This is a genomic window from Streptomyces sp. NPDC025651 (assembly GCF_055558735.1).
The window spans coordinates 166,358-182,906 of record NZ_JBVHLZ010000002.1 but is presented as its reverse complement, the minus strand read 5'-3'; the positions used below and the strand labels follow the sequence as shown (position 1 = coordinate 182,906).

14 protein-coding genes are annotated in these 16,549 nt (G+C 71.4%); 13 read left to right on the top strand and 1 reads right to left on the bottom strand.

Features of this window, described 5'->3' with window-relative positions; all coding sequences use genetic code 11:
• The first annotated feature begins 15 nt into the window (after positions 1–15).
• From ACZ4D5_RS08775 to ACZ4D5_RS08760, 4 genes are all read left to right on the top strand, one after another.
• Complete coding sequence (locus tag ACZ4D5_RS08775) at positions 16–1,338, top strand: OFA family MFS transporter (RefSeq protein WP_467771649.1); 1,323 nt, start codon at positions 16–18, stop codon at positions 1,336–1,338.
• A complete protein-coding gene (locus ACZ4D5_RS08770) occupies positions 1,319–1,459 on the top strand; it encodes an MFS transporter small subunit (protein ID WP_467771648.1) in 141 nt (46 codons plus the stop codon). The genes ACZ4D5_RS08775 and ACZ4D5_RS08770 overlap by 20 nt, the downstream gene beginning before the upstream one ends.
• A gap of 122 nt (positions 1,460–1,581) precedes the next feature.
• Positions 1,582–2,529, top strand: coding sequence for a beta-ketoacyl-ACP synthase III (locus ACZ4D5_RS08765; protein ID WP_467771647.1), 948 nt, complete (start codon positions 1,582–1,584; stop codon positions 2,527–2,529).
• Between the two features lie 102 nt (positions 2,530–2,631).
• Positions 2,632–3,309, top strand: coding sequence for a GntR family transcriptional regulator (locus ACZ4D5_RS08760; RefSeq protein ID WP_467771646.1), 678 nt, complete (start codon positions 2,632–2,634; stop codon positions 3,307–3,309).
• Positions 3,310–3,392: 83 nt separating this feature from the next.
• Here ACZ4D5_RS08760 and ACZ4D5_RS08755 read toward each other — a convergent pair whose 3' ends face one another.
• On the bottom strand, positions 3,393–3,818 hold the full coding sequence (locus ACZ4D5_RS08755; protein WP_467771645.1) for a PaaI family thioesterase: 426 nt from the start codon (positions 3,816–3,818) through the stop codon (positions 3,393–3,395).
• Positions 3,819–3,944: 126 nt separating this feature from the next.
• On the opposite strand from ACZ4D5_RS08755, the gene ACZ4D5_RS08750 reads away from it, so the two are divergent.
• The 9 genes from ACZ4D5_RS08750 (at position 3,945) to ACZ4D5_RS08710 (ending at position 16,290) form a co-directional block, all read left to right on the top strand.
• On the top strand, positions 3,945–4,541 hold the full coding sequence (locus ACZ4D5_RS08750) for a GNAT family N-acetyltransferase (protein ID WP_467771644.1): 597 nt from the start codon (positions 3,945–3,947) through the stop codon (positions 4,539–4,541).
• A 219-nt stretch (positions 4,542–4,760) separates the two neighbouring features.
• Positions 4,761–5,942: an ROK family transcriptional regulator gene (locus ACZ4D5_RS08745; RefSeq protein WP_467771643.1), complete on the top strand. Its 1,182-nt coding sequence runs from the start codon at positions 4,761–4,763 to the stop codon at positions 5,940–5,942.
• A gap of 190 nt (positions 5,943–6,132) precedes the next feature.
• Positions 6,133–7,659 carry a sugar ABC transporter ATP-binding protein gene (locus ACZ4D5_RS08740; protein WP_467771642.1) on the top strand — a complete coding sequence of 509 codons (1,527 nt, stop codon included), beginning with the start codon at positions 6,133–6,135 and terminating at the stop codon, positions 7,657–7,659.
• Positions 7,656–8,675 (top strand): ABC transporter permease, encoded by a 1,020-nt coding sequence (locus ACZ4D5_RS08735; RefSeq protein ID WP_467771641.1) that lies wholly within the window; start codon positions 7,656–7,658, stop codon positions 8,673–8,675. The genes ACZ4D5_RS08740 and ACZ4D5_RS08735 overlap by 4 nt, the downstream gene beginning before the upstream one ends.
• A gap of 15 nt (positions 8,676–8,690) precedes the next feature.
• Complete coding sequence (locus tag ACZ4D5_RS08730; RefSeq protein WP_467771640.1) at positions 8,691–9,731, top strand: substrate-binding domain-containing protein; 1,041 nt, start codon at positions 8,691–8,693, stop codon at positions 9,729–9,731.
• Positions 9,732–9,905: 174 nt separating this feature from the next.
• Complete coding sequence (locus ACZ4D5_RS08725; protein WP_467771639.1) at positions 9,906–11,111, top strand: Gfo/Idh/MocA family protein; 1,206 nt, start codon at positions 9,906–9,908, stop codon at positions 11,109–11,111.
• Positions 11,112–11,178: 67 nt separating this feature from the next.
• Complete coding sequence (locus ACZ4D5_RS08720) at positions 11,179–12,180, top strand: sugar phosphate isomerase/epimerase family protein (RefSeq protein WP_467771638.1); 1,002 nt, start codon at positions 11,179–11,181, stop codon at positions 12,178–12,180.
• Between the two features lie 194 nt (positions 12,181–12,374).
• A complete protein-coding gene (locus ACZ4D5_RS08715; protein WP_467771637.1) occupies positions 12,375–14,837 on the top strand; it encodes a PQQ-dependent sugar dehydrogenase in 2,463 nt (820 codons plus the stop codon).
• A gap of 13 nt (positions 14,838–14,850) precedes the next feature.
• Positions 14,851–16,290, top strand: a complete 1,440-nt coding sequence (locus tag ACZ4D5_RS08710) for a ThuA domain-containing protein (RefSeq protein WP_467771636.1) — start codon at positions 14,851–14,853, stop codon at positions 16,288–16,290.
• Positions 16,291–16,549 lie beyond the last annotated feature (259 nt).

Sequence of the window (16,549 nt, the reverse complement as noted above, 5' to 3'; positions counted from 1 at the left end):
CTACCGTTCGGGATCATGAGGCCCCTCGTCGCACCACCCGGGTGGAGCCGCTGGCTCGTGCCGCCCGCCGCCCTCTCGGTGCATCTGTCCATCGGCCAGGCCTACGCCTGGAGCGTCTTCAAACCGCCCCTCGAATCCGCGCTGCACCTCAGCGGCACACAGAGCGCGCTCCCCTTCCAGCTGGGCATCGTCATGCTCGGTCTGTCCGCGGCCTTCGGCGGCACCCTCGTCGAGCGCAACGGCCCGCGCTGGGCGATGTCCGTCGCCCTGGTCTGCTTCTCCTCGGGCTTCCTGCTGGCCGCGCTCGGCGCCGCGACCCGCCAGTACTGGCTCATCGTGTTCGGCTACGGCTTCGTCGGCGGGATCGGCCTCGGCATCGGCTACATCTCGCCCGTCTCCACGCTCATCAAGTGGTTCCCCGACCGTCCCGGCATGGCCACCGGCATCGCGATCATGGGCTTCGGCGGCGGCGCGCTCATCGCCTCGCCCTGGAGCGCGCAGATGCTGGACTCCTTCGGCACGGACTCGGACGGCATCGCGCTCGCGTTCCTGGTGCACGGCCTCACGTACGCCGTCTTCATGTCGCTCGGCGTGCTCCTGGTGCGGGTGCCGCGTACGGAGGGGGCGCGCGGGCCCGGCGGTCCCGGCGCGCTCGACGGTCCCCAGGTCTCCGCGCGGTCGGCCGTCCGCACCCCGCAGTTCTGGTGCCTGTGGGTCGTCCTGTGCATGAACGTGACCGCGGGCATCGGCATCCTGGAGAAGGCCGCCCCGATGATCACGGACTTCTTCGCGGACAGCGGGACGCCCGTGTCGGTCTCCGCGGCGGCGGGCTTCGTCGCGCTCCTGTCGGCCGCCAACATGGCGGGGCGCATCGGCTGGTCCTCGGCATCGGACCTGATCGGCCGCAAGAACGTCTACCGCGTCTACCTCGGCGCGGGCGCGCTCATGTACTTCCTGATCGCCCGCTTCGGGGACACCTCCAAGCCGCTGTTCATCTGCTGCGCGCTGGTGATCCTGTCGTTCTACGGAGGCGGCTTCGCGACGGTCCCCGCATATCTCAAGGACCTCTTCGGCACGTACCAGGTCGGGGCCATCCACGGCAGGCTGCTCACCGCATGGTCGACGGCCGGAGTCCTCGGGCCGCTGATCGTGAACAGGGTCGCCGACCACCAGGAGGAGGCGGGCCGGCACGGCTCGGGGCTCTACGGCCTCTCCTTCGCGATCATGATCGGTCTCCTGGTCGTGGGCCTGGTCGCCAACGAGCTCGTCCGCCCCGTCCATCCGCGCCACCACGTCCCCGCCCCGAAGGAGGCCGCCGGTGACCACGCCACCACGTGAGGGCTCGCCACCACGCGACCGTCGCGCCCTGATCGTGTTCGCGTGGCTCTGGGTGGGTCTTCCGCTCGGTTACGGCCTCTACGAACTCGTACAGAAGGTCACACAGCTCTTCAGAGGGTGACGGCCTCATGAGAAGCATCCAAACCCGGCGCGCCTTTCCTGTCGCTTTACGTGCACCGTTACTCGTGAGTCGCTGACCAGACTGGACGGTCCCGCACTTCCGGCAACAAGGGGGACCCGTCCATGCACGGCTCGCGCATCGCCGCCGTCGGCCACTACCAGCCCGCCAGGGTCCTCACCAACGAGGAGCTCGCGGGCATGGTCGACACCAGCGACGAGTGGATCCGGTCCCGGGTGGGCATCCGCACACGGCACATCGCGGGCCCCGGGGAACCGGTCGACGAGCTGGCCGCGCACGCGGGCGGCAAGGCGCTCGCCGCCGCGGGCCTGGCCCCGGACGCGATCGACCTGGTCCTGGTCGCCACCTCCACGGCCATCGACCGCTCGCCGAACACGGCCGCCCGGGTCGCCGCGCGCCTCGGCATCCCCTCGCCGTCCGCCATGGACGTCAACGTCGTGTGCGCGGGCTTCACGCACGCCCTCGCCACCGCCGACCACACCGTGCGGGCGGGGGCGGCGACCCGCGCCCTGGTCATCGGCGCGGACAAGATGTCCGAGGTCACCGACTGGACGGACCGCACCACCTGCGTCCTGACCGGTGACGGGGCGGGCGCCGCCGTCGTCCAGGCCTGCGGGCCCGGCGAGGAGCCCGGCATCGGCCCCGTGCTGTGGGGCTCGGTGCCCGAGATGGGCAACGCCGTCCGTATCGAGGGCACGCCGCCGCGCTTCGCCCAGGAGGGGCAGAGCGTCTACCGCTGGGCGACGACCCAGCTGCCGCCGCTCGCGCGCCAGGCCTGCGAGCGCGCCGGGCTGGCCCCGGCCGACCTCGCGGGGGTCGTCCTGCACCAGGCCAACCTCCGGATCATCGAGCCGCTCGCCGAGCGCATCGGCGCCGTGAACGCCGTCGTCGCGCGCGACGTCGTCGACTCCGGGAACACCTCGGCGGCGAGCGTCCCGATGGCGCTGTCCAAGCTGGTGGAGCGCGGGGAGATCCGCTCCGGGGACCCGGTGCTGCTGTTCGGCTTCGGCGGGAACCTGTCGTACGCGGGACAGGTCGTGCGCTGCCCCTGATCCGGCCTGCCCGTCCGGTGTGACCGGCTCAACTCCCCCTGGTGCTGGCCCTTGTAGCTCGTAGACTGTAGACAAAAGGCAATCGTCGAGGAGGGGACCGCGATGTTGTCCACAGGACTTCCGCAGGGGGCGGTGCCCCGGCTCGAACGCCCCGGGCCGCTCAGGGAGCGGGTCTACGAGGCGCTGCTCGAACTCATCACGACCCGCTCGCTGCAGCCGGGACAGCACCTCGTCGAGAGCGAACTCGCCGGGCACCTCGGGGTGTCGCGGCAGCCGGTGCGCGAGGCGCTGCAGCGGCTGAACACGGAGGGCTGGGTCGACCTGCGGCCCGCCCAGGGCGCGTTCGTGCACGAGCCGACCGAGGAGGAGGCCGACCAACTCCTCACCGTGCGCACGCTGTTGGAGGCCGAGGCGGCGCGGCTCGCCGCGGCGAACACCGGCACGGCGGGCATCACGGCCCTGGACGAGCTCTGCGCCCAGGGCGAACAGGCCGTGGCGGACGGCGACGTGGAGCGGGTGGTCGCCCTCAACGCCGCCTTCCACGCCAAGGTGATGGAGCTCGCGGGCAACGTGGTCCTCGCCGAGCTCGCCGGGCAGGTGGACCGCAGGGTCCGCTGGTACTACACCCCGGTCGCCCGGCAGCGGGGCAGGCAGTCCTGGCTGGAGCACCGCGAACTGATCGCGGCCATCGCGGAGCGCGACGAGCGGCGGGCCACGGAGATCATGCGGGCCCACACCGAGCACACCCGCAAGACGTACCACGAGCGCGAGCGGGACTGAGCGCCCCACCGCCGGTCAGGACCTCGGCCGGCGGGAAGTCCGCCGCAGGGCAGGAACCCGGCCGGCGGGAAGGCCGCCTCAGGTCAGGTGCCCGCGCCCGCAAGCACCGCCTGCGTCTGCGTCGTCTGACCCGCGGGCCGTCCCCCGTCGTCGTACACATCGGTCTGTACGACGACGAAGGACCGCCCGACGTGCAGCGGCCGGGCCACGGCACGGACCGTGCCGGAGCGCACGGCCCGGAAGAAGTTCGTCTTGGACTCCACCGTCGACGTGCCCGCGCCAGGTGGCAGGTTGAGGAACGCGCACACCGCCCCCACCGTGTCGGCGAGCGACATCAGCGCCCCGCCGTGCAGCACGCCGCCCGCCGTGCACAGCTCGCGCGACCACTCCAGCGTGCCTTCGACCCGCTCGGGGCCGGCTTCGGCGAAGGAGACGCCGAGGTGCGCGGCGAAGGGGACCATGGTGAGCGGTTGGGCATGCCGCTCGTCCTGAGGCAGGGTGTCCGACATGGGGTGACCTTCCGTCGAGGGTGCCGGGGAACACCACCGTCGCGCCACGGGTCCCGACGTGTCGATTACCCCGGAGGTAGGACCGCAGGGGCGGGAGCGCGCCGCCGAACGACCGGGAGAGCAGACATGGCCACGCACCACCGCATACGCCCGTTGATCAAGGAAGACGTACCGCTGGCCGTGGACACCCTCGCCCAGGCCTTCGCGGACTACGCCTTCACCCGCCACGTCGTCGCCGCCGAAGGGCACGAGGAGCGGGTCCGCCGCTTCCAGGAGCTCTTCCTGACCCGCATCGGCATGGTGTACGGACGGGTCTGGGTCGCGGGCGCCGGGCGTGCCGTCGCCGTCTGGACCACGCCGGAGCGCGACCCCGGCCCCGGCTTCGCCGCCATCGGCCCGCTCGTCGACGAGCTCGCGGGCGACCGCGCGGCCTGGTTCGCTTCGGCCGACCGGACGCTGGCGCCGTACCGGCCGCGGCGCCCCGTGTGGTTCCTCGCCACGGTGGGCGTCCACCCCGACGCGCAGGGTCAGGGGCTCGGCAAGTCGGTGATCCGACCGGGCCTCGATGCCGCCGACCGCGCCGGGCACCCGTGCTTCCTCGAGACCTCGACCGAGCGCAACGTGGCGTTCTACGAACGGCTCGGCTTCGCCGTCACGGCGGACGTCCGCCTGCCCGACAACGGCCCGCGTACGTGGTGCATGCTCCGGGAGCCCAAGGCGTAGCGGTACGGCGGCCGGAGCGCCCGCCGGGGGCCCGGCACCCACCCTTTGTCCTGTGACTGGAGAAAGTCATGGGTAATTCGCGCGCAACTTCTTCCCACCCCCGGCAGGCACTGCTACGTTCCCCTCGAAAGCGTGAAGGAAGCCCGAAGGCACGGCTGTTGGAGCCCGAGGGCAACGGCGCGGGAAGCCCGATGAGGCGGGGAGGGGCGCGTGAGACGTATGACGGCTCGACCCGCCAACGCGCACCAGGCGCGGCTGCTGCGGCTGTTGCGCGACGGGGGCCCCAACTCCCGCGCCCAGCTGGGCGACCAGGTCGACCTCTCGCGGTCCAAGCTGGCCGTGGAGGTCGACCGGCTCCTGGAGACCGGACTCGTGGTCGCCGACGGGCTCGCCGCCTCGCGCGGCGGCCGCCGCTCCCACAACATCCGCCTGGCCCCCGCCCTCCGCTTCCTCGGCGTGGACATCGGCGCGACCTCGGTCGACGTCGCGGTCACCAACGCCGAGCTGGAGGTGCTCGGCCACATCAACCAGCCCATGGACGTGCGCGAGGGCCCGGTCGCGGTCTTCGAGCAAGTCCTCGCCATGGCCGCCAAGTTGAGGGCGTCCGGGCTCGCGGAAGGGTTCGACGGCGCCGGGATCGGCGTCCCGGGTCCGGTCCGCTTCCCCGAGGGCGTGCCGGTCGCGCCGCCGATCATGCCCGGGTGGGACGGCTTCCCCGTCAGGGAGGCCCTCAGCCAGGACCTCGGCTGCCCCGTCATGGTCGACAACGACGTGAACCTCATGGCGATGGGGGAGCAGCACGCGGGCGTCGCACGCTCCGTGGGCGACTTCCTCTGCGTCAAGATCGGCACGGGCATCGGCTGCGGCATCGTCGTCGGCGGCGAGGTCCACCGCGGGACGACGGGCAGCGCGGGCGACATCGGCCACATCCAGTCCGAACCGGACGGACGCCCCTGCGCCTGCGGCAACAGGGGCTGCCTGGAGGCCTACTTCAGTGGCGCGGCGCTCGCCCGCGACGCCGAGGAGGCGGCCAGGGAGGGGCGTTCGCCGGAGCTCGCGGGACGGCTCGACGAGGCGGGGCGGCTCAGCGCCGTCGACGTCGCGGCGGCCGCTGCCGCGGGCGACGCCACCGCGCTCGACCTCATCCGCGACGGCGGCAACCGCACCGGCCAGGTCATCGCGGGGCTCGTCAGCTTCTTCAACCCCGGCCTCGTGGTGATCGGCGGCGGTGTGACCGGCCTCGGCCACACGCTGCTCGCCGCGATCCGCACCCAGGTCTACCGCCAGTCGCTGCCCCTGGCGACCGGCAACCTCCCGATCGTCCTGGGTGAGCTCGGCCCCGCCGCCGGAGTCATCGGCGGCGCCCGGCTCATCAGCGACCACCTGTTCTCGCCCGCGTAACGCTCTCGCCCGCGCACCACCGTCGGGCGAACACCACTCCGCACAGCGCACTGCTCCGCCCTGACCTGAATCAGCCCTGACCTGAACCGGACTTTCCCTGAGCCGGCCTTCCCTGAGCCGGCCTTGCCCTGAATCAGCCTTGCCCTGAATCCGTCCTGCCCTGCTGCGGCCGCCGCCGAGGGGAACCGTCATGGCACCAGAACCACCGCTGCTCACCATGTCCGGCATCACCAAGTCGTTCCCCGGCGTCCGTGCCCTCGACGGCGTCGACCTCCAGGTGCAGGCCGGGGAAGTGCACTGCCTCCTCGGCCAGAACGGCGCCGGGAAGTCCACCCTCATCAAGGTCCTCGCGGGCGTGCACCAGCCCGACGGCGGCGACATCGCCTGGCGCGGCGAACGCACCACGCTCCGCTCGCCCATCGCGGCCATGCGGCTCGGCATCGCCACCATCTACCAGGAACTCGACCTGGTGGAGGGCTTGTCCGTCGCCGAGAACGTCCACCTGGGGCACGAGCCGACCGCCGCCGGATTCGTGGTGCGCGGACGAACGGCGCGCGACGCGACCGCCGCCCTGCTCAAGCGACTCGGGCACGGCGAGATCGACCCGGGGCGGCTCGTCGGCGACCTCTCCGCTGCCCAGCAGCAGATCGTCTCGATGGCCCGCGCCCTCTCCCACGAGGTGCGGCTCATCGTCATGGACGAGCCGTCCGCGGCCCTCGACCCCGACGAGGTCGACAACCTCTTCCGCATCGTCGCCGACCTCACGGCGGACGGCGTCGCCGTCGTCTACATCTCGCACCGGCTGGAGGAGATCCGCCGCATCGGCGACCGCGTCACCGTGCTGAAGGACGGCCGCGCCGTGGCGGGCGGACTCCCCGCGAAGACCACGCCGACCAAGGACGTCGTGGCGCTGATGACGGGCCGCAACGTCGAGTACGTCTTCCCGGACCGGCCGGCATGGCACACCCGACAGGACGACGTGCCCCCGGTGTTGACCGTGCGCGGCCTGTCCCGCCGCGGCGAGTTCGAACCCCTCGACCTCGACCTGCGCCCCGGCGAGATCGTCGGCCTCGCCGGACTCGTCGGCTCGGGACGCTCCGAGATCCTGGAGACGATCTACGGGGCGCGCAGGCCGACCAGCGGTCAGGTGAGCGTGAACGGACGTGAGTTGAAGCCCGGCAGCGTCCGCGCCGCCGTCCGCGCGGGGCTCGGCCTCGCCCCCGAGGAGCGCAAGGCGCAGGCCCTCCTGATGCTGGAGTCCGTCACCCGCAATGTGTCGGTCTCCTCCATGTCCCGCTTCGCGCGCGGCGGTTGGCTCGACCGGGGCGCCGAACGCGAGGCCGCCCGCACCGCGACCCGCGAGCTGTCGCTGCGCCCCGACGAACCGTCCACGCCCGTGCGCACCCTCTCCGGCGGCAACCAGCAGAAGGCCGTCCTGGCCCGCTGGCTGCTGCGCGGCTGCCGCGTCCTGCTGCTCGACGAACCCACCCGCGGCGTCGACGTCGGTGCCCGCGCCGAGCTGTACGCGGTGATCCGCCGCCTCGCCGACGACGGCCTCGCCGTGCTCCTCGTCTCCAGCGAGGTGCCCGAGGTGCTCGGCCTCGCCGATCGCGTCCTCGTCCTCCGCGAGGGCCGCGTCGTCCACGCCGCACCCGCCCGTGACCTCGACGAACACCGCGTACTCGACCTCGTCATCGAAGGGAGCCCGGCGGCATGACCCAGCCGGCACCGGCGGCCGAGGCCGCCACCCGCAAGAGCAGCCCCGCCGACGGCAAAGGGCCGTGGCGCACCGCGGTGGCCCGCGCCGACGTGCGCACGCTCTCCCTGGTCGGCGTGCTCGCCGTACTGATCCTGATCGGCGGCATCACCCAGCCCGAGTCGTTCCTCGACACCGACAACCTCCAGCTGATCCTCACCCAGGCCTCCGTCATCGGCGTCGTCACCGTCGGCATGACGTTCGTGATCATCTCCGGCGGCATCGACCTTTCCGTCGGCGCGATCGTCGCGCTCGCCTCGGTGTGGGCGACGACCGTCGCCACCCAGGAGTACGGCTTCGCGGGCATCCTCTTCACGGCCGTGGTCGTCGGCATGGGGTGCGGCCTGGTGAACGGCCTGCTCATCGCGTACGGCGGGATCGTGCCGTTCATCGCCACCCTCGCCATGCTCGCCTCGGGCCGCGGACTCGCGCTGCAGATCACCGACGGCAAGACCCAGATGGTCACCGTGGAAGGGGTGTTGGACCTCGGCTACCGCGACTCGTACATTCTCGGCATCCCGCCGCTCGCCCTGGTCTTCGCCGCCGTCACCGTCGTCGGCTGGCTGCTCCTGAACCGCACCACCTTCGGACGGCGCTCCGTCGCGGTCGGCGGCAACGCGGAGGCGGCGCGCCTCGCCGGCATCGACGTACGAAGGCAGCGCCTCTACCTCTATCTGCTCTCCGGGCTGTGCTGCGGCATCGCGGCCTTCCTGCTGATCGTCCTGTCCGGCTCGGGACAGAACACCAACGGCAATCTCTACGAACTCGACGCCATCGCCGCGGCGATCATCGGCGGCACCCTGCTCAGCGGCGGCCGCGGGACCATCACCGGTTCCGTGCTCGGCGTGCTGATCTTCACCACGATCCAGAACATCTTCGCGCTCAACAACCTGGAGACCGCGACCCAGCAGATCGCCAAGGGCGCGATCATCGTCGCCGCGGTGCTCGTCCAACGACGTACGGCCCACACCACCTGAGTCGAGGGGTTCACCATGCCAACCAACACGAGCCGCAGAGGGCTCCTCTTCGGAGCCGCCGCCCTGTCGTCCGCAGCGCTGCTCGCGGGCTGCACGAGCAACGACCCCAAGGACGAGGGATCGGACGACGACGAACGGCAGGTCGCCGACGACAAGCCGGGCAAGGAGGTCACCATCGGCTTCGCGGGACCGCAGGCCGACCACGGCTGGCTCAACGCCATCAACGACAACGCCAAGAAGCGGGCCGAGAAGTACGAGGACGTCACGCTGGAGTCCACCGAGGGCTCCAACGACACCGCGGCGCAGATCGGCCAGGTCGAGACGCTGATCAACAAGAAGGTCGACGTCCTGGTGATCCTGCCGGCCGACGGCAAGGCGCTCACCCAGGTCGGCCTGAAGGCCATGAGGGCGGGCATCCCCGTCGTCAACCTCGACCGCGTCTTCGCCTCGCCGCAGGCCTACCGCTGCTGGATCGGCGGCGACAACTACGGCATGGGCCTGAGCGCGGGCCACTACATCGGCGAGAAGCTCAAGGACAAGAAGAACGCCCGCGTCGTGGAGCTGGCCGGGCTCGACAACCTCGAACTCACCAAGCAGCGCACGAAAGGCTTCGACGACGCCCTCAAGAACTACCCGAACATCAAGAAGGTCGCACGCCAGGCCGCCGAGTTCACCGTCGAGTCGGGCCAGTCGAAGATGTCCCAGCTCCTGCAGGCCCAGAAGAACTTCGACGCCCTGTGGAACCACGACGACGACCAGGGCGTGGGCGCCCTGCGCGCCATCAAGCAGGCGGGACGCGACGACTTCCTGATGGTCGGCGGCGCGGGCGCGCTCTCCGCCTTCCAGGCCATCGACGCCGACGACGGCGTCCTGAAGGCCACCGTCCTCTACCCGCCCACCATGGCTGCGTCCGCGATCGACCTGGCGCGCGCCCTCGGCCAGGGCAAGGGCGTCAGCGGCATGGCGGAGTTCGAGATCCCGTCCTTCGTGACCTGCTACTCGGCCGTCGTCGACAAGGACAACGTCGAGCAGTACATGTCCACCGGCTTCAAGTGATGCGCGCGTCAAGCGGGGCCGGGGAAGCCCACTGCGATGCGGTGGTGCCCCGCAGGGGCGCGGGGAACTGCGCGACCAGCCACGACGGCGCCGCAGACGGTCGAGGGCACATCGCGGCACATCCAGAGGGGTGCTCAGCACCCCCCACCGAGCGTCGACGAGGAGGAGTACCGCATGCGTGAGACGGAACCCGAGGCGGGGAAGCGGCCGTTGGGGGTGGGCATGATCGGCTACGCCTTCATGGGCGCCGCCCACTCCCAGGGCTGGCGCACCGTGGGGCGCGTCTTCGACCTGCCGCTGCGGCCCGTGCTCTCGGCCGTCTGCGGTCGCGACGGCGCCGCCGTGCGCGCCGCCGCCGACCGGCTCGGCTGGGCCGCGGCCGAGACCGACTGGCGGGCCCTGATCGCCAGGGACGACGTCGACCTCGTCGACATCTGCACGCCGGGCGACAGCCATGCGGAGATCGCCGTCGCCGCCCTGGAGGCGGGCAAGCACGTGCTGTGCGAGAAGCCCCTCGCCAACACCGTCGAGGAGGCCGAGGCGATGGCCGAGGCCGCCGAACGCGCCCATGCGCGCGGGCAGATGGCCATGGTCGGCTTCAACTACCGCCGGGTGCCGGCCCTCGCGCTCGCCCGGCGGATGGTGGCCGAGGGCCGTATCGGAACGCTGCGTCACGTACGCCTGACATACCTTCAGGACTGGCTGGTGGACCCGGAGTTCCCGCTCACCTGGCGGCTGCGCAAGGACCGCGCGGGCTCCGGCGCCCTGGGCGACCTGGGCGCGCACATCGTGGACCTCGCGCAGTACCTGGTGGGGGAGCCGGTGGCGGGGGTGTCCGCGCTCGTCGAGACCTTCGTGCGGGAGCGGCCGCTCGTCGACGAGGCGGCAGGCGCTTCCGGCGGGCTCACCGCGGCGGGCGGCACCCTGCGCGGCGCGGTCACGGTGGACGACGCGGCCGTCTTCACCGCCCGCTTCCCGTCCGGCGCCCTCGCCTCCTTCGAGGCGACGCGGTTCGCCGCCGGGCGCAAGAACGCGCTGCGGGTCGAACTCAACGGCTCCGACGGTTCGTTGGCGTTCGATCTGGAGCGGCTGAACGAGCTCTCCTTCCACGACCACACCGAACCGGCTGCCTCGTCGGGCTTCCGCCGGATCCTGGTGACCGAGCCCGACCACCCGTACCTGGACGCCTGGTGGCCGCCGGGCCACGGCCTCGGCTACGAGCACACCTTCGTGCACCAGGCCCGCGACCTGCTGCACGCCATCGCCACCGGGACGCGGCCCGAACCCTCCTTCACCGACGGCCTGTCCGTGCAGCGGGTGCTCGCGGCGGCGGAGGAGAGCGCGACGAAGAACTCCGTGTACACGACGATTCCCGCCTGAGGACCGCCCGAGAGCTGCCCGAGAACCGCCTGAGAACCGCCTGAGAACCGCCTGAGGAGGCCCCGTCATGCCCCGTAGGTTCACGCTCTTCACCGGCCAGTGGGCCGATCTGCCGCTCGAAGAGGTCTGCAGGCTCGCCCGCGACTTCGGCTACGACGGTCTCGAACTCGCCTGCTGGGGCGACCACTTCGAGGTCGACAAGGCCCTCGCCGACCCCGCCTATCTGGACGGCAGGCACGCCCTGCTCGACAAGTACGGGCTCACGTGCTGGGCGATCTCCAACCACCTGGTGGGCCAGGCCGTCTGCGACGCGATCATCGACGAGCGGCACCGGGCGATCCTGCCGTCCCGCATCTGGGGCGACGGCGAGGGGGAGGGCGTGCGGCAGCGGGCCGCCGCGGAGATGGCGGACACGGCACGTGCCGCCGCCGCCTTCGGCGTCGAGACCGTCGTCGGCTTCACCGGCTCCTCGATCTGGCATCTGGTCGCGATGTTCCCGCCGGTTCCCGACGCGATGATCGAGCGGGGGTACGAGGACTTCGCCGAGCGCTGGAACCCGATCCTGGACGTCTTCGACGCCGAAGGCGTGCGGTTCGCCCACGAGGTGCATCCGTCCGAGATCGCGTACGACTACTGGACGACGCACAAGGCCCTGGAGGCAGTCGACCGCCGCGCGGCCTTCGGTCTGAACTTCGACCCCTCGCACTTCGTGTGGCAGGACCTCGACCCGGTCGGCTTCCTCCACGACTTCCGCGACCGCATCTACCACGTGGACTGCAAGGAGGCCCGGCGCCGCCTGGACGGCCGCAACGGCCGCCTCGGATCGCACCTGCCGTGGGGCGACCCGCGCCGTGGCTGGGACTTCGTCTCGGCGGGCCACGGGGACGTCCCCTGGGAGGACGTCTTCCGCATGCTGCGCTCCATCGCGTACGAAGGTCCGATCTCGGTGGAGTGGGAGGACGCGGGCATGGATCGCCTCCAGGGCGCGCCGGAGGCGCTGGCCCGCCTGAAGGCGTACGACTTCGAGCCGCCGAGCGCGTCGTTCGACGCGGCGTTCGGCTCGGAGTGACCTCCCGCCCCGCCACGGCTTTGTCCTGTCCGAGGAAGAAGCAGAACTCTGGTACCGCACAAGGGCTTTCGGCCACGTACAAAGCTCGCTACCGTCCCTGATGTGTACAGGACATGAAACGTCCGGGGTGACGGCGCACCCCGGCGCACGGCGCACACACCCGCGTACGACCGTCCCCCTCCCGGAGGAACCCCGTGCACTGGAAACGCCAAAGACTCCGCAGATCGCTCGCCCTGCTCACCGGCACGCTCCTGACCGGTGCGTCGCTGACCCTCGCCCTGCCGCAGGCCGGCGCCGTCCCCGCGGACCCGCCCTCGGCGGCCGCCCCCGCCGCCGAGGACTTCCAGCAGGTCACCCTCGCCAAGGGCGAGCCCGAGACGGGCGAGCCGATGACGCTCTCCGTGCTCCCCGACCGCTCGGTCCTGCACACCTCGCGCGACGGCACGCTGCGCCTGACGGACTCCGCGGGCAACACGAGGATCGCGGGCAAGATACCCGTCTACACACACGACGAAGAGGGACTCCAAGGCGTCGCCGTCGACCCGAAGTTCAGCGAGAACCGCGCGATCTTCCTCTACTACGCGCCGCCGCTCGACACCCCCGCCGGAGACGCCCCGAACGAGGGCACCGCGGAGGACTTCAAGAAGTTCGACGGCGTCAACCGCCTCTCCCGCTTCGTCCTGAAGGCCGACGGCACCCTGGACGCCGCGAGCGAGAAGAAGGTCCTCGACGTCCCCGCGAGCCGCGGCATCTGCTGCCACGTCGGTGGTGACATCGACTTCGACAAGGACGGCAACCTCTACCTCTCGACGGGCGACGACTCCAACCCCTTCGCCTCCGACGGCTTCACGCCCATCGACGAGCGTGCGAACCGCAACCCCGCCTACGACGCGCGCCGCGGCGCCGGCAACACCAACGACCTGCGCGGCAAGATCCTGCGCATCAAGGTCGCCGACGACGGGACGTACACGGTCCCCGACGGCAACCTCTTCGCCAAGGGCACCGAGAAGACCCGCCCCGAGATCTACGCGATGGGCTTCCGCAACCCCTTCCGGATGAGCGTCGACAAGCCGACCGGCACGGTGTACGTCGGTGACTACGGCCCGGACGCCGGTGCCGCCGACCCCAAGCGCGGACCGGCGGGCCAGGTCGAGTTCGCCCGCGTGACCAAGCCCGGCAACTACGGCTGGCCGTTCTGCACCGGCAAGAACGAGCCCTACGTCGACTACGACTTCGCCACCGGCACCTCCGGCGCGGCCTTCGACTGCAAGGCGCTCAAGAACGACTCCCCGCACAACACCGGCCTGACCGACCTGCCGCCCGCCGAGGAGGCCTGGATCCCCTACGACGGCGGCTCCGTCCCCGAGTTCGGCACCGGATCCGAGTCCCCGATGGCGGGACCCGTCTACCGCTACGACGCGGCGAACACCTCCCCGGTGAAGTTCCCCGAGGCCTACGACGGCGACTTCTTCGCCGGTGAGTTCGGCCGCCGCTGGATCAAGCGCATCGAGCAGGGCGCCGACGGCACCGTCTCGAAGATCAACCCGTTCCCGTGGACCGGTACGCAGGTCATGGACATGGAGTTCGGCCCCGACGGTGCCCTCTACGTCCTCGACTACGGCACCGCCTGGTTCGGCGGCGACGAGAACTCCGGCCTCTACCGCATCGAGAACGCCACCACCGGCCACTCGCCGGTCGTCGAGGCCACCGCCTCCAGGACCAGCGGCCAGGCGCCGCTGCGGACCACGTTCACGGCGAAGGCCACCGACGCGGACGGCGGGACCCTGACCTACGCGTGGGACTTCGGGGACGGCGGCACGTCGACCCGGCAGAACCCCACGTACACGTACCAGAAGAACGGCGTCCACACCGCGACCGTGACCGTCAAGGACTCCACCGGGCGCACCGGTTCGGCCAGCGCGCACATCACCGTCGGCAACACCGCGCCCAAGGTGACCCTGGAACTCCCCGGCGACGGGCAGCTGTTCACCTTCGGCGACAAGGTGCCCTTCAAGGTGAAGGTCACCGACCCGGAGGACGGCGCGATCGACTGCGCCAAGGTCAAGGTCACCCACATCCTCGGCCACGACAGCCACGGCCACCCGGTCACCTCGGCCAACGGCTGCGAGGGCACCATCCAGACGTCGGCGGACGGCGAGCACGACCCGAACGCCAACATCTTCGGGGTCTTCGACGCCGAGTACACCGACAAGGGCGCGAACGGCCAGCCCGCGCTGACCACCCACGACCAGAACGTCGTCCAGCCCAAGCACCGCCAGGGCGAGCACTACGGCGACTCCAAGGGCGTCTCCGTGGTCAACCACACCCCGGCGCACGGCGGCAAGACGGTCGGCGACATCCACAACGGCGACTGGATCTCCTTCAAGCCGTACATCCTCCGCAACGCGACCAAGCTGACGGCGCGGGTCGCGTCCGGCGGGTCCGGCGGCACCCTTGAGGTGCGCAGCGGATCGGTCGGCGGCAGGCTGCTCGGCACCGCGAAGGTCGCGCCGACCGGCGGGTGGGAGACGTACACGGACGTCAGCACCGCCATCTCCAAGCCGCCGGCGAAGACGACGACGCTGTACTTCGTCTTCAAGGGCTCCGGCACGGGAGCGCTCTATGACGTGGACGACTTCACCTTCACGACGAGCTGAGAGGGGTCGGCACATGCGCGCATCCGCACGGCTGGCCACCGCGACGGCCGCGGCCGCCCTGCTCATCGGCTGTGTTTCCGGGCCCGCGGCGTCGAAGCCCGAGCCGCCGAAGACGGCGGGGGAGACGGCGCCGGGGCAGAAGGCGGGGGAGAAGGCCGGGGAGAAGGTGCTGGTCTTCTCCAAGACCGCCGGGTTCCGGCACGACTCGATTCCCGCCGGCATCGCGGCCGTCAAGGAGCTGGGCGCCGAGGGCGGCTTCGCCGTCGACGCCACGGAGGACGCGGGCGCCTTCACCGACGCCAACCTCGCGCGGTACGACGCCGTGGTCTGGCTCTCGACCACCGGAGACGTGCTGAACGCCGCGCAGCAGACGGCGTTCGAGACGTACGTCAAGGGCGGCGGCGCCTACGTCGGGGTGCACGCCGCCGCCGACACCGAGTACGACTGGCCCTTCTACGGCGGGCTCGCGGGCGCCTACTTCCAGTCCCACCCCGCGATCCAGCCCGCGAAGGTCCAGGTCGAGGACCACGCCCACCCGGCCACCGCCCACCTGGGCGCGGGGACGTGGGGCCGCACCGACGAGTGGTACAACTACCGCTCCAACCCGCGCGACCGGGCCCGCGTCCTGGCCTCCCTCGACGAGTCCTCGTACACGGGCGGCACGATGGCGGGGGACCACCCCATCGCCTGGTGCCAGAGCGACTACCAGGGCGGGCGCGCCTTCTACACCGGCGGCGGCCACACCAAGGAGTCGTACGCCGAACCCGCCTTCCGGCAGCACCTGTCGGGCGGGATCCGCTGGGCCGTCGGCGCGGCCCAGGCGGACTGCCGCCCGGAGAAGGGCCACACACCGCTCTTCGACGGAACGGCGGCCTCGCTGGAGGGCTGGAAGCAGGCGGGCCCCGGCTCCTTCGCGCTGAAGGAGGACGACGGCACGCTGACGACCACCGGCGGCATGGGCATGCTCTGGTACGAACGGCGCGAGCTCGGCTCGTACTCGCTCAAGCTCGACTGGCGGATGCGGGGCGACGACAACTCCGGGATCTTCGTGGGCTTCCCGGCCTCCGACGACCCCTGGTCGGCCGTGAACAACGGCTACGAGATCCAGATCGACGCCACGGACGTCCCCGCGAAGACCACCGGCTCCGTCTACGGCTTCAAGTCCGCCGACCTGAAGAAGCGCGACAAGGCGCTGAACCCGCCCGGGGAGTGGAACACCTACGAGATCCGCGTCGAGGGCGAACGCCTTCGCGTGTATCTCAACGGCGTGAAGATCAACGACTTCACCAACTCCGATCCGGCGCGGAGCCTGCGTCAAGGGCACATCGGCATCCAGAACCACGGCGACGCCGATGAGGTCTCCTTCCGGAACATCCGGTTGAAGGACCTGCCCGCACCGCCCGCACACCCCTCCGGTCCAGCCGCGTCGTCCGGCTCGGGCGCGGGGCGCTAGACGGCGGCGGGCGGAGGACGCCGGACCTCCGCCCGCCGTCTTTCACCATCGGCGCGTTCGCACATCCGCGTGCGGCCTCCGGGTCTCGCGCGGGCGTGCGTCCGCGTGCACCAGCACGGATCGCCGTGCACCTGCACGGACCGTCGTGCATCTGCACGGATCGCCGTGCGCCTGCACGGATCGTCGTGCACCTGCGCGGCTCGGGTGGGTGTGCGTCCGTGTCGTTCACCCGCACGTGTGTCCAAGAGCCAAGGCAGGA

Bases quoted from the DNA above. Each gene is read 5' to 3' on its own strand.
- ACZ4D5_RS08720 (WP_467771638.1), top strand. From the start codon at position 11,179: ATGCCCCGTAGGTTCACGCTCTTCACCGGCCAGTGGGCCGATCTGCCG.
- ACZ4D5_RS08735 (WP_467771641.1), top strand. From the start codon at position 7,656: ATGACCCAGCCGGCACCGGCGGCCGAGGCCGCCACCCGCAAGAGCAGC.
- ACZ4D5_RS08740 (WP_467771642.1), top strand. From the start codon at position 6,133: ATGGCACCAGAACCACCGCTGCTCACCATGTCCGGCATCACCAAGTCG.
- ACZ4D5_RS08725 (WP_467771639.1), top strand. From the start codon at position 9,906: ATGCGTGAGACGGAACCCGAGGCGGGGAAGCGGCCGTTGGGGGTGGGC.
- ACZ4D5_RS08775 (WP_467771649.1), top strand. From the start codon at position 16: ATGAGGCCCCTCGTCGCACCACCCGGGTGGAGCCGCTGGCTCGTGCCG.
- ACZ4D5_RS08760 (WP_467771646.1), top strand. From the start codon at position 2,632: ATGTTGTCCACAGGACTTCCGCAGGGGGCGGTGCCCCGGCTCGAACGC.
- ACZ4D5_RS08730 (WP_467771640.1), top strand. From the start codon at position 8,691: ATGCCAACCAACACGAGCCGCAGAGGGCTCCTCTTCGGAGCCGCCGCC.
- ACZ4D5_RS08750 (WP_467771644.1), top strand. From the start codon at position 3,945: ATGGCCACGCACCACCGCATACGCCCGTTGATCAAGGAAGACGTACCG.
- ACZ4D5_RS08710 (WP_467771636.1), top strand. From the start codon at position 14,851: ATGCGCGCATCCGCACGGCTGGCCACCGCGACGGCCGCGGCCGCCCTG.
- ACZ4D5_RS08745 (WP_467771643.1), top strand. From the start codon at position 4,761: ATGACGGCTCGACCCGCCAACGCGCACCAGGCGCGGCTGCTGCGGCTG.
- ACZ4D5_RS08755 (WP_467771645.1), bottom strand. From the start codon at position 3,818: ATGTCGGACACCCTGCCTCAGGACGAGCGGCATGCCCAACCGCTCACC.
- ACZ4D5_RS08765 (WP_467771647.1), top strand. From the start codon at position 1,582: ATGCACGGCTCGCGCATCGCCGCCGTCGGCCACTACCAGCCCGCCAGG.